Annotated in this window: 1 protein-coding gene; it reads right to left on the reverse strand. The window is 73.4% G+C overall.

The window, feature by feature from the left end; translation table 11 throughout:
- Positions 1-3 precede the first annotated feature (3 nt).
- Positions 4-14,175: an SDR family NAD(P)-dependent oxidoreductase gene (locus F9C12_RS05085; RefSeq protein ID WP_409464961.1), complete on the reverse strand. Its 14,172-nt coding sequence runs from the start codon at positions 14,173-14,175 to the stop codon at positions 4-6.
- Between the last annotated feature and the right edge of the window lie 18 nt (positions 14,176-14,193).

Here is a 14,193-nt window from a genome sequence, read left to right on the forward strand (position 1 = left end):
CGCCTACCCCGCCGAACCGGCGGGGTCGTGCAGTTCCTTCGCCAGGAAGTCCGCGATGGCTTCCGGCAGGTAGTTGTCGTAGACGAAACCCTCGGGCAGCTTAAGACCAGTGCGCGCGTCGAACCTCTCGCGCAGTTGAACGGCCGACATCGACGTCGCGCCCAGATCGAAGATGTCCGTGCTCGGCCCGACCTCGTCGACCGACTCGTAGCCGAGCACGCCGGCGATCTCCTCGCGGACCAGTCCGAGCAGCGCTTCCCGGCGCTCCGCCTCGGTTTTCCCCGCCAGCAGCGGCAGCCACTGCCGTTCCGCCGCGGTTTCCCCGCCTGGCGCGGCACCGGCGCCGCGCCAGGCGACAATCCGTTCCAGCGCCGCGGAAAGCGGCATTTCGGCACTCAACTGCCCGGCCGCGCCGAGCACTTCGGACAGTGCCGTCAGGTCGCCGCCGTCGAGTGCGGCCCAGAACTCGCGTTCCCCCGGAACCTGCTTGTGCACCGCGGGCGGGGCAGGCCAGAACCGGTTGCGCTGGAACGCATACGTCGGCAGGTCCACCCGCCGCCCGCCGCCGAGCAGCGCGGTCCAGTCCACCGCGGCGCCCTGGACGTGCACCGCGGAAAGCGCGGTCAGCAACGCGCTCAGGCCGGGCTCCGCGCCGGACAGCGCGGCGGTGACCGTGGCCTCCGGTTCCGCCGGGCTCAGCCGCTCGGCGCCGAACTCCACGTACTCGCCGAACCCGCCGAGGTCTTCCGCCTTGAGAACCGGGACGCTTCCCGCACGCCGTTCCGCCGCGGTTTCCTCGACGAGCGACGCCGCCGCTTCGGCCAGGGTCAGCTCCCCCGCCACCGTCGCGGCCGCGAGTTCGCCGATCCCTTGCCCGGCGACAGCTGCCGGGCGCACGCCCGCCGAACGCCACAGCTCGGCCAGCGAAACCTGCACGGCCCAAAGGACTTCCGGCCGGTCCGAGCCGGTGCGCACCGCTTCGTCCAGCTCGGCGGACAGCGCCCGCGCGCACTCGGCGATGCTCGCCGCGAAGGCGGGCGATTCGTCGATCAGCTCGGCCAGCGGCCCGAATCCCTTGCCGGGGAATACGAACACCGTCTTGCGGTCGGTCGCGGCACCCGTCAGCACCGCAGGCGACGGGGTGCCGCCGGCGAGCGCGGACAGCCCGGCGAGCAGGCCGTCGCGGTCGCGGCCGACGACGACGGCGCGGTGGCCGAAGACCGTTCTGGTGCGAGCCAAGGAGAAACCGACGTCGACCAGGTCCGCGTCCGGCCGGTCGAGCAAGTGCGCCCGCAGCCGCGCGGCCTGTGCCCGCACCGCTTCCCCGGTCCGCGCGGACAGCGCCCACGGCACCGCCGCCGGGGCGCCGGAGCGCTCCGGCGGTTCGGCCGCGGCCGGGGCTTCCTCCACGATCACGTGCGCGTTGGTGCCGCTGATCCCGAACGAGGACACCCCGGCTCGCCGGGGCCGTCCGTCCGAGGGCCAGGACACCGGTTCGGTGAGCAGCCGCACCTCGCCCGCCGACCAGTCGACGTGCGGCGAGGGCTCGTCCGCGTGCAGGGTCCGCGGGAGGCGCTGGTTCCGGAGGGCGAGCACCATCTTGATCACCCCGGCCACGCCCGCGGCCGCCTGCGTGTGCCCGATGTTGGACTTCACCGAGCCCAGCCACAGCGGCCGCTCCGCCGGGCGATGCTGCCCGTAGGTCTCGATCAGCGCTTGCGCCTCGATGGGATCGCCCAGCGAGGTGCCGGTGCCGTGCGCCTCCACAGCGTCCACTTCGGACGCAGTGAGGCGCGCGTTCGCCAGCGCCGCCTGGATGACCCGTTGCTGCGCCGGGCCGTTCGGCGCGGTGAGGCCGTTGGAGGCGCCGTCCTGGTTGGTCGCGCTGCCCCGGACGACCGCGAGCACGGGATGCCCCGCGCGGCGCGCGTCCGACAGCCGTTCCAGGACGAGCAGCCCCGCGCCCTCGGCGAATCCGGTGCCGTCCGCGCCCGCCGCGAAGGCCTTGCACCGGCCGTCCGGCGCCAGCCCGCGCTGGCGGGAGAACTCGACGAACGTGCCCGGCGTGGCCATGATCGTGACCCCGCCGGCCAGCGCCATCGAACATTCGCCGCTGCGCAGTGCCTGCGCGGCCAGGTGCAGGGCCACCAGCGCGGAGGAGCACGCGGTGTCCACGGTCATCGTGGAGCCCTCGAGGCCCAGCGTGTAGGCCAGCCGTCCGGAAAGGATGCTCGTGGCGATGCCGGTCATCAGGTGGCCTTCGAGGTCGGCGCTGCCCTCCTCGGCGAGCACGCTCTGCTCGTAGCCGGAGGGGTAGCCGCCCACGAACGCCCCGGTCCGGCTGCCGCGCAACGAGACCGGGTCGATCCCGGCCCGTTCGAACGCCTCCCAGGACAGTTCCAGCAGCAGGCGCTGCTGCGGGTCCATCGCCAGCGCCTCGCGCGGGCTGATCCCGAAGAACGCGGCGTCGAAGGCGCTGGCGTCGGAGAGGAAGCCGCCCGCCTGGGTGTAGGAGGTGCCGGTGTGCGCGGCGTCCGCGTCGTACAGGCCGCCGAGATCCCAGCCGCGGTCGGAGGGGAACGCCGAGATGACGTCCTCGCCGCCGTCCAGCAGCCGCCAGAACTCCTCCGGGCTGCCGACCCCGCCGGGGAACCGGCAGCTCATCCCGACGATGGCGATGGGCTCGTGGCCGGCGGTCCCGCCGGCGCCGGCCGGCGCGGCCGGGCCCGCGGAGACCCCGCCGAGCTGTTCGGCGAGCCGCACCGCGAGCGCGGTCGGGTTCGGGTAGTCGAAGACCAGGGTCGCGGGCAGCCGCAGGCCGGTGGCGGTGCTGAGCCGGTTGCGCAGCTGCACCGCGGTCAGCGAGGTGAAGCCCAGGTCGGTGAACGCCCGTCCCGGATCGACCGCTTCGCCGGTCGCGTGCCCGAGCGTCGCGGCGACGTGGGTCCGCACCAGGCCGAGCAGCACCTCGTGCCCGTCCTGCGCGGACAGCGCGGCGAGCTGCTCGCGCAGCGAATCCGCGCCCGCCGAGCCGGACGAAGCGCTCCGGCGGGCCGGCCCGCCGAGCAACGCCCGCCACAACGGCGCGACCTCGCCGCCGCGGGCCGCCTGGGTCCGCATCCGGCCGAGATCGAGACGCACGGGCACCAGGACGGCCTCGGCCCGGTCGAGCGCGTCGTCGAACAACGCCAGGCCCTCGTCGGCGCTGAGCGCGCCGCCGTCGCGGGCCATCTTGGCGCGCTGGGCGTCGGTGAGCGTGCTGGTCAGGCCGCTGACCTCGGCCCACATGCCCCAGGCGAGGGACGTGGCGGGCAGGCCGGCCGCGCGCCGGTCGGCGGCGAGGGCGTCGAGGAAAGCGTTGGCGGCCACGTAGTTGCCCTGCCCGGCCACGCCGAAGGCGGCCGCGGCCGAGGAGAACAGCACGAAGCGCGCGAGGTTCCGGTCTCGGGTGAGTTCGTGCAGGTGCCAGGCGGCGAACGCCTTGGGCCGCAGCACGGTGTCCACCCGCGACTCGGTGAGCGAAGTGATCGTCGCGTCGTCGAGCACCCCGGCGGTGTGCACCACGGAGGCCAGCTCCGGGATCGCGGCGACCACGGTGGCCAGTCCGGCCCGGTCCGCCGCGTCGCAGGCGAGGACGGCCACTCCGGCGCCGCGTTCGGCCAGGTCGGCGGCCAGTGCGGCTGCTCCCGCGGCCGCGGGACCGGACCGGCTGGTGAGCACCACCGCGTCGGCCTGTCCGGTGGCCGCCAGATGCCGGGCGACGAGCGAGCCGAGGGTTCCGGTGCCGCCGGTCACCAAGGCGGCGCCCGCGACCGGCGGGTGCGCCGCCGCTTGCCGGGCGCCGCTCGGACGGACGAGCCGCCGCGCGTAGGCGAGCCGGCCCCGGACCGCCAGTTCCGGTTCCCCGCTGTCCACAATGGACGGCAGGAGCGCGGCGGCGGCGCCGTCGGCCAGGTCGGCCAGCACTGCCCGGCCGGGGTTTTCCGCCTGTGCGGACCGCACCAGTCCCCACGCCGCGGAACCGGCCAGATCGCCGATCCGCTCGCCGGGCTCGACGGCCTGGCTCCGCCGGGTCAGGAACACCAGCTGCGTCCGCTCCAGCCGTTCCTCCGCCAGCCACGACTGGAGCAGGTTCAGCGTGTCCACAGTGGCCTGGCGCGCCGCGTCGGCCGGGTCGGCTGGGTCGGCCGGGTCTTTGCCGCCGACGCAGACCAGCACCACGTCGGGAGTGTTCTCCGCCGCGATCAGCGCGGGCAGGTCCGCGAAGGACCGCAGCGCGAGCGTGTCCGCGAGGCCGAACCGGTCGGCCCCGAGAAGAGCCCAGTCCCCGGCGAGCGCGGGCGCTTCGCCGATCGCGGACCACTCCACCGCGAACAACGCGTCCGCCGCGCCGGGTCCGGCGACGGTCAGCTGATCCGTCGCGAGCGGGCGGGTGATCAGCGAGTCGACCGTGAGCACCGCGGCCCCGGCCGGGTCGGCAGCCGTCACGGTCAGCACGCCGGAGCGGTCCCGGCGCAACCGCGCCCGGAGCGCCGACGCCCCGCTGGCGTGCAGCCGCACTCCCGTCCACGCGAACGGCAGGCGCACCTCGCCGGATTCGGCGGTGCCGGTCAGCGCGCTGGCGTGCAGCACCGCGTCGAGCAGCGCGGGGTGCAGGCCGAACGCTCCCGCGTCGAGCCCGTCGGGGAGGGCGACCTCGGCGAAGACATCCTCACCGCGACGCCAGACCGCGCGCAGGCCGCGGAAGGCCGGGCCGTAGCCGTACGGGCCTTCGTCGGCGTACATCCCGTCGATGTCCACTGCAGTGGCCTCGCGGGGCGGCCAGACGGCCAGCTCGGGGTCCCGGGTCTCCGCGGTCGTCGCCGCGGCGACCGTGCCGCTGGCGTGCTGAGTCCAGTCCTCGCCCGCGTCGTCGCGGCGCGCGAACACCTCGACGGTCCGACGCCCGTCCTCCGCGGCGCCCAGCACCACCTGGACCTGCACGCCGCCTTCGGCCGGAATCACCAGCGGAGACTGCAAAGTCAGTTCTTCCAGCAGGCCGCAGCCCACCTGGTCCCCGGCCAGCACCGCCAGCTCCACGAACGCCGTGCCCGGCAACAGAAGCACCCCGTGCACGACGTGGTCGGCCAGCCACGGATGCGTGCGCACCGACAACCGGCCAGTGCACACCAGGCCCGCGCCGCCGGCCAGTTCCACCGCCGCGCCCAGCAAGGGATGATCCACGGCGGCCAAGCCCAGCGAGACCGCGTCACCGGCGCGGCCGCCACCGGTCTTCGGCCAGTACCGCACATGGCCGAACGCATAGGTCGGCAGGTCCACGTGGGCGCCTGACGGCAGCACCGCCGCCCAGTCCACCGGCGCACCGTGCACGAAAGCTTCCCCGAACGAGGTCAGCAACCGCGCCGCACCGCCGTCGTCCCGGCGGAGCGTGCCGCACACGACGCCCGGCGCCGCGCCCGGGCCCGCGGCGGCGACCACCTCGTCCAGGGTGTCCGTCATCGCGCCGAGCAGCACCGGGTGCGGGGTCACCTCGATGAACATCCGGTTCCCGCCACCCGCGACGGTCCGGATCGCGCGGTCGAACATCACCGGAGCACGCAGACTCTCGTACCAGTACCCGGCGTCCAGCTCCTCGCCGGTCAGGGTTTCTCCGGACATCGCCGACACCATCGGCACCCGGCCCGTGCGCGGCTCGATCCCCGCCAGCACCGCACGGATCTCGTCTTCCAGGCTCTCCACCTGCGCACAATGCGAGGCGTAATCCACCGCCACCATCCGCGCCCGGATGCTTTCAGCGTCCAATTCGGACTTCAGCTCCGCCAACGCCTCCGGTTCGCCCGAGACGACCACCGCGGCCGGACCATTCACCGCCGCGAGCGACAGTCGATCATCCCACCGGCTCAGCCGTTCCTCCACCTCAGACGCAGCGGCACTCACCGACAACATGCCGCCCAAGCCCGCCAACGCCTTCAACGACTTCGACCGCAGCGCAACAACCTTCGCACCGTCCTCAAGGGACAACATCCCGGCAACCGTCGCCGCCGCGATCTCGCCCTGCGAATGCCCGACCACCACGTCCGGCCGCACCCCAGCCGCTTCCCACACGGCGGCAAGGGAAACCATCACCGCCCACAACGCAGGCTGCACCCGATCCGCCGAGGTCAGCTCCTCGGCGAGCACCTCCGACAGCTTCCAGTCCACAAAGGACTCCAACGCCCGCTCGCACTCCGCCAGCCGCGCCGCGAACACCGCGCTCGACCGCGCGAGTTCCTCGCCCATGCCAAGCCACTGCGAACCCTGACCGGCGAAGACGAACACCGGGCGCACGTCGTCGCGGGCCACTCCGGCGGACGTCGAGCCGGACGGGACGCCGTCGGCGAGGTCGCGCAGGCCCGCGAGCAGAGCGGCCTGGTCGCCGACGACGACGGCGCGATGTTCGAACGCGGACCGGGCGGTGGCCAGCGACCAGGCCACGTCGGCCGGAGACAGCTCTGGCCGGTCGAGCACCCAGCCGTGCAGCCGCTCGGCCTGGCGCGCCAGGCCGTCCGCCGTCCGCCCGGAAACCAGCCAAGCGCCGATTCCGCCGGATTCGACCGCCGTGGACGGCGGGACCGCCTCGGTCTCGGCGTCGTCCGCGGCGGGGGCCTCCTCGACCAGGACGTGCGCGTTGGTGCCGCTGATGCCGAACGAGGAAACACCGGCGCGGCGCACCCGATCGCCGGAAGGCCACGGAGCCGGGGCGTCCAGAAGCCGGACCGCGCCGGACTCCCAGTCCACATGCGGCGAAGGCTCTTCGACGTGCAGCGTGCGCGGAATCTCCTGATGCTGCAACGCCAGCACCATCTTGATCACGCCCGCCACGCCGGCCGCCGCTTGGGTGTGGCCGATGTTCGACTTCACCGAACCCAGCCACAACGGACGATCCCGATCCCGGCCGTACGTCGCCAGCAACGCCTGCGCCTCGATCGGATCGCCCAGCGTCGTTCCCGTGCCGTGCGCCTCCACCACGTCCACCTCGGACGCCGAAACACCCGCATTCGCCAACGCCGCACGAATAACGCGCTGCTGCGAAGGACCATTCGGCGCCGTCAGACCGTTCGACGCGCCATCCTGGTTCACCGCGCTGCCAGCCACCACGGCCAGCACTTGATGCCCGTTGCGCCGCGCGTCCGAAAGCCGCTCCACCACCACGACGCCCGCGCCCTCGGCGAAGCCCATGCCGTCGGCTTCCGCGGAGAACGCCTTGCACCGGCCGTCCGCCGCCAAACCGCGCTGCTGGCTGAAGCCGACGATGCCGTCCGGGGTGGCGATGACCGTCGAGCCGCCGGCGAGGGCCAGCGAGCACTCCCCCGCCCGGATCGCCTGGACCGCGAGGTGCAGCGCGACCAGCGAGGACGAGCACGCGGTGTCCACGGTGATCGCCGGGCCTTCGAGGCCGAGCGTGTAGGAGATCCGGCCGGACAGCACGCTGGTGGCGAAACCGGTGGTCGCGTGGCCTTCGCTGCCCTCCGCGCCCGCGCCGAGGGTCATCCCGTAGCCGGAAGCGAAGCCGCCGACGAACACGCCGGTCTGGCTGCCGCGCAGCGAACCGGGGTCGATCCCGGCCCGCTCGATCGCCTCCCAGGAGACTTCGAGCAGCTGCCGCTGCTGCGGGTCCATGGCGAGCGCCTCGTGCGGGCTGATGCCGAAGAAGCCCGCGTCGAAGCCGGCGGCGTCGGCCATGAAGCCGCCGGACTGGGTGTAGAGGGTGCCCACGCTGTCCGGGTCGGGGTCGTAGACCGTCTCCCACCCGCGGTCGTCCGGGAACCCGGCGACCGCGTCGGTCCCGGTGCGCAGCAGCCGCCAGAACGATTCGGGGTCGGTGACGTCGCCGGGATACCGGCAGGCCATGCCGACGATCGCGATCGGCTCGCCGGTGGCCGCCGCGGCGTGCGTCGCCACCGAGCGCACCGGCGCCGCGGAGCCGTCCGCCAGCAACGAGGCGAGGTGCCCGGCCAGCACGAGCAGGGTCGGGTAGTCGAAGACGAGGGTGGCGGGCAGCCGCAGCCCGGTGGCGGCGTTCAGCCGGTTCCGCAGTTCGACCGCGGTCAGCGAGTCGAAGCCCAGCTCGGTGAAGACCCGGTTCGCGCCGATCGCCTCAGGGGATCGGTGGCCGAGCACCGCCGCCACGTGGGTGCGCACCAGATCGACGAGGGCGCGTTCCCGGTCCGGTCCGGACAGTCCGGCCAGCCGCTGCCGCAACGAATCGGCGCCGGCCTCCGACGCCGCCGTCCGACGACCGGGCCTGGCGGTGATCAATGCCCGCCACACCGGCGGGACTTCGCCGCCCTTGGCTGCCTGCGCCCGCAGTCCGGCGACGTTCAGCAGCGCGGGCACGAGGACCGCTTCGTCGCGCGACACCGCGCGGTCGAACAGCGCGAGACCGTCCTGCGCGCTCAGCGCCGCCACGCCGCCCCGGTTGATCCGGGACCGTTCCGCGTCGCTGAGCTGCCCGGTCAGAGCGCTGGTCTCGGCCCACATCCCCCACGCCAGCGAGGTTCCCGGCAGCCCGGCCGCCCGGCGGTCCGCCGCGAGACCGTCCAAAAAGGAGTTCGCCGCGACGTAGTTCCCCTGCCCCGGCGCGCCGAACGTCGACGCCGCCGAGGAGAACAGCACGAACTCGTCCAGCTCCCGGTCCAGCGTCAGCTCGTGCAGATTCCACGCACCGTCCATTTTGGGCCGCATCACCGTCGACACGCGCTCGGACGTCAGCGACGCGATCGTCGCGTCGTCCAGCACACCCGCCGTGTGCACCACAGTCTTCAGCAACGGCACCCCACGCACCACAGTGGCGAGATCCTCGCGCTCCGCAGCGTCACAAGCGACCACACGCACCGCCGCGCCCAACGACGCCAACTCCGCCGCCAGCACGGCGACGTCCGGCGCACCCGGACCGGAACGACCGATCAGCACCAGCTCGTCCGCACGCCCGGTCGACGCCAAGTGCCGGGCCACCAAACCGCCCAACGTCCCCGTGCCGCCGGTGATCAACGCCGAACGGGAGGCCGACCCCGCCGTGACCGGGATGGTGAAGACCATCTTGCCGGTGTGCTTGGCCTGCGACATGAACCGGAACGCCTCCCGCGCCCGCCGCACATCCCACACCCGCACCGGCAACTTCGCCAGCACGCCCGAGGCCATCAGCTCGACTACCCGCACCAGCATCTCGTGCAGGCCCTCCGGCCCGGCCTCCGCCAGATCGAACGGCCGGTACACCACTCCGGCGGGAATGCTCTCCGGGTCCCGCAGGTCGGTCCGGCCCATCTCCACGAACGAACCGCCTCGCGGCAGCAACCGCAGCGACGCATCCACCAACTCACCGGCCAGCGAGTTCACCACGATGTCCACCCCACGACCACCCGTCGCAGCAAGGAAATCCCGCTCGAACTCAACACCGCGCGACGTCGAGATGTGGTCCGCGTCCAGACCCAACCCAGCCAGCACACCATGCTTCGCCGGGCTGGCCGTCGCGAAAACCTCCAACCCCAGATGCCGCGCGATCCGCACCGCCGCCATCCCCACGCCGCCCGCGGCCGCATGAACCAGCACCCGCTGCCCAGGCCGCGCACCCGCCAACTCCACCAGCGCGTACCAAGCCGTCAGGAACGCCACCGGCACCGAACCGGCGTCCACTTCGGACCAGCTGTCCGGGATGCCGACGAGATGGCGCGCGTCGGCGATCACCTCCGGGCCGAACCCGCCGGAGACGATGCCCAGCACCCGGTCGCCCACCGCGAATCCGGTCACCCCGGGCCCGACCTCCAGCACCCGGCCCGCGACCTCGCCGCCCAGCACCCCTCCGCCGGGGTACATCCCCAACGCGATCAGCACGTCCCGGAAATTCACACCCGCGACCCGCACGCCCACCCGGACCTGGCCCGGCTCCAACGCCGCGTCGGCCACCGGAGCCAGCACGAGCCCGTCGAGGGACCCGTTCTCGTCCGGCTCCAGCCGCCACAAACCCTCCGGCACCGCGAGATCACCGGACGGACGCGTCAACCGCCGCCCCAACACGACACCGCCGCGAACAGCCACCTCCGGCTCGCCACTGTCCACAACGGACGCGAGCCGCGCGAGGTCCGCGTCGTCGAGGACGTCGGCCAGCACCAGCCGGCCGGGGTTCTCCGACTGGGCCGACCGCACGAGACCCCAGACCGCGGCCCCGGCCAGATCGCGCACCCGCTCGCCGGGCACGGGCGCCACCGCGCCGCGGGTCAGCACGACCAGGCGCGCCGCTTCGAGCCGTTCGTCGGCCAGCCACCGCTGGACCACGTCGAGCACTTCGGCGGTCGCCCGCCTCGCGGATGCGGGCGGGTCGGCGTCCCCGGCGCCGCCGGCACAGACCACCAGCACGCCCGGCACCGTCTCAGCCAGCGCGGAAAGGTCCGGAACGGACTCGGCCGGAAGGACCTCGGCGACGCCGAACCGGTCCTCCCCCACGACTGCCCAGGCCTCGTCGGCGGGAGCCGTCTCGCCGATCTCCGCCCACTCCACCGCGAACAGCGCGTCCCGCACCACCGGGTCGGCGACGCTCACCTGGTCCGCCGCCACCGGACGGGTGCGCAACGACCCCACCGAAACGACGGTCGCGCCGGTGACGTCCGCCGCCACGAACGACAGCGAGCCGCTCGCGTCCCGGCGCAGCCGCGCGCGCAGCACGGACGCACCGCCCGCGAACAGCTCCACTCCGGTCCAGGCAAACGGAAGCCGTACCTCGCCGGAGACCTCCGCGTCGGGGCCGCCGGCGAACACGCTGGCCTGGAGGACCGCGTCGAGCAACGCGGGATGCAGGCCGAACGTGCCCGCCTGCTCGACCATGCTCTCGGGCAACGACACTTCGGCGAAGACGTCGTCGCCGCGCCGCCAGACTCCGCGCACGCCCTGGAAAGCCGGGCCGTACTGGTAGGACGCGTCGGCCAGAGCCTCGTAGAGGCCGTCGACCTCGACGCGAGTGGCGTTCCGCGGCGGCCAGGAGGCCAGTTCCTCGTCGTGGGTTTCGCCCGGCCCGGCGGGGGCCACCGTGCCGCTGGCGTGCTGGGTCCAGCCTTCGCCCGCGTCGTCGCGGCGGGCGAACACCTCGACCGCGCGCCGTCCGTCCTGGCCCGCCTCGGACACGATGACCTGCACCTGCACGCCCTGCTCGGCGGGCACCGCCAGCGGCGCGTGCAAGGTCAGTTCTTCCAGCACGCCGCAGCCCGCCTGCTCCCCGGCCCGCAGGAGCATCTCCACGAAACCGGTGCCAGGCAACAGGATCACGCCGCCGACGCGGTGATCGGCCAGCCACGGATGAGTGCGGACCGACAGCCGGCCGGTGCAGACCAAACCGGCGCCGCCGGCGAGTTCCACCGCCGCGCCGAGCAAGGGGTGGCCGACCGCGCCCAGTCCCAGCGACACGGCGTCGCCGCCCGGCGCCGGCGCGGCCTCCGACGGCCAGAACCGCACCCGCTGGAACGCATACGTCGGCAGTTCCACCCGGTTCCCGGACGGCAGCACCCGCGTCCAGTCCACCGCGACCCCGTGCACGAAAGCCTCGGCGAAGGAAGCGAGCATCCGCGCGCTGCCGCCGTCGTCGCGGCGCAGCGTGCCGCACACCGCGGCGGTGTCGCCCAGGGTGTCGTTCATCGCGCCCAGCAGCACCGGATGCGGGGTCACCTCGAGGAAGACATTGTGCCCCTGCTCGGCGAGGAGGCGCACCGCGCGTTCAAAGTCGACCGGCGCGCGCAGGCTCTCGTACCAATACCCGGCGTCCAGTTCTTCGCCGGTCAGGGTTTCTCCGGACATCGCCGACACCATCGGCACCCGGCCCGTGCGCGGCTCGATCCCCGCCAGCACCGCGCGGATCTCCGCTTCCAGGCTCTCCACCTGCGCACAATGCGAGGCGTAATCCACCGCCACCATCCGCGCCCGAAGACCCTCAGCGTCCAATTCGGACTTCAACTCAGCCAACGCCTCCGGCTCGCCCGACACGACCACCGCGGCCGGACCGTTCACCGCAGCCAACGCCAGCTTCTCGCCCCACTTGGCGATCCGCTCTTCCACCACATCGGCCGCCGCGCTCACCGACAGCATGCCGCCCAAACCAGCCAACGCCTTCAACGACTTCGACCGCAGCGCAACAACCCGCGCACCATCCTCAAGGGACAACATCCCCGCAACCGTCGCCGCCGCGATCTCACCCTGCGAATGCCCGACCACCGCCCGCGGCGAAACCCCCGCCGCTTCCCACACCGCGGCCAACGACACCATCACTGCCCACAACGCGGGCTGCACCCGATCCGCCGAGGTCAGCTCTTCGGCCAGCACCTCCGACAGCTTCCAGTCCACAAAGGACTCCAAAGCCGCCTCGCACTCCGCCAATCGAGCCGCGAACACCGCACTCGACCGCGCAAGCTCCCGCCCCATCCCGACCCACTGCGAACCCTGCCCCGCGAACACGAACACCGGACGCACCCCGGTCCGCGCGGCCCCGGTCACCACCGAGCCCGACGGCGAACCCGCCGCCAGGTCGCTCAACCCCGACGCGAACTCGCCCGTCACCACCGCGCGATGCTCGAACACCGACCGGGTCGTCGCCAACGACCAGCCCACGTCCGCCGGAGACAGCTCCGGCCGCGCGAGCACCCACTCGCGCAGCTGGTCCGCTTGCCCGGCAAGGCCTTCCGGCGTCCGCCCGGACAGCACCCACGCGGCGCCCGCTCCGGTGCCGAGCACCGGCTCCGGCCGTTCGGCCGGCGCGGGAGGCGCGGCGGGCGCTTCCTCCAGGATGACGTGCGCGTTGGTGCCGCTCAGCCCGAACGACGAAACCCCGCCCCGGCGAGGACGTCCGCCCGCGGGCCACGGCGTGCGCTCGGTCAGCAACCGGACGTGGCCTTCGGTCCAGTCCACGTGCGGCGAGGGCTTTTCCGCGTGCAGGGTCTTCGGCAGTTCGCCGTGCTGCAGCGCGAGCACCAGCTTGATCACCCCGGCGATCCCGGCGGCCTGCTGGGTGTGCCCGATGTTGGACTTCACCGAGCCCAGCAGCAGCGGCCGGTCTTCCGGCCGGTCCTGGCCGTAGGTGGCCAGCAGGGCCTGAGCCTCGATCGGGTCGCCGAGCGTGGTGCCGGTGCCGTGCGCCTCGACCACGTCCACGTCGGCGGACGAGAGGTGCGCCCCGGCCAGCGCGGCCTTGATCACCCGCTGCTGCGAAGGCCCGTTCGGCGCGGTCATGCCGTTGGACGCGCCGTCCTGGTTCATCGCGCTGCTGCGAAGGACGGCCAGCACCCGGTGCCCCTCGCGCTGGGCATCGGACAGCCGTTCCACGAGCACCATCCCGGCGCCCTCGGCCATGCCCATGCCGTCCGCGTCCGCGGAGAACGCCTTGCAGCGGCCGTCCTCGGCGAGACCGCGCTGCCGCGAGAAGCCGACGAACCCGCTCGGCGAGGCCATCACGGTGACCCCGCCCGCCAGCGCCATCGAGCATTCCCCCGACCGCACCGCCTGCGCCGCCAGATGCAGCGCGACCAGCGAAGAAGAACAAGCCGTGTCGATGGAAACCGCCGGCCCCTGCAAGCCGAGCAGGTAGGAGATCCGGCCGGACATGACGCTGGCCGCGCCGCCGGTCATCAGGTGCCAGGCCAGTCCCTCGGAGGTCTGCAGCGAGGGATGCGTGACGTAGTCCCCCGGCGCGACGCCGATGAACACGCCGGTCCGCGAACCGCGCAGCGCGGCCGGATCGACCCCGGCGGCCTCCAGCGCTTCCCACGAGATCTCCAGCAGCAGCCGCTGCTGCGGGTCCATCGCCAGCGCCTCGCGCGGGCTGATCCCGAAGAACTCGGCGTCGAAGCTCGCCGCGTCCCGCAGGAACCCGCCTTCGACCACATAGGACGTTCCCGGGTTGTCCGGGTCCGGGTCGTAGACGCCCTCGGCGTCCCAGCCGCGGTCGGTCGGGAAGCCCGAGATCGCGTCGCCGCCGGAGGACAGCAGCTCCCAGAACTCGGCGGGAGTGCGCACCCCGCCGGGATAGCGGCAGCCCATGCCGACGATGGCCAGCGGCTCGGAAGCCGCCGAGACGAGTTCCCGGTTGCGCGCCTTCAGCCGCTCGGTCTCCTTGACCGAGGCCCGCAGCGCTTCCAGGAGCTTGTCAGCCTTCTCGCTCATCGCCGCTTCCACCCATCC

Source organism: Amycolatopsis sp. GA6-003 (assembly GCF_046267895.1).
Taxonomy (GTDB): domain Bacteria; phylum Actinomycetota; class Actinomycetes; order Mycobacteriales; family Pseudonocardiaceae; genus Amycolatopsis.

Bases quoted from the DNA above. Each gene is read 5' to 3' on its own strand.
- F9C12_RS05085 (WP_409464961.1), bottom strand. From the start codon at position 14,175: ATGAGCGAGAAGGCTGACAAGCTCCTGGAAGCGCTGCGGGCCTCGGTC.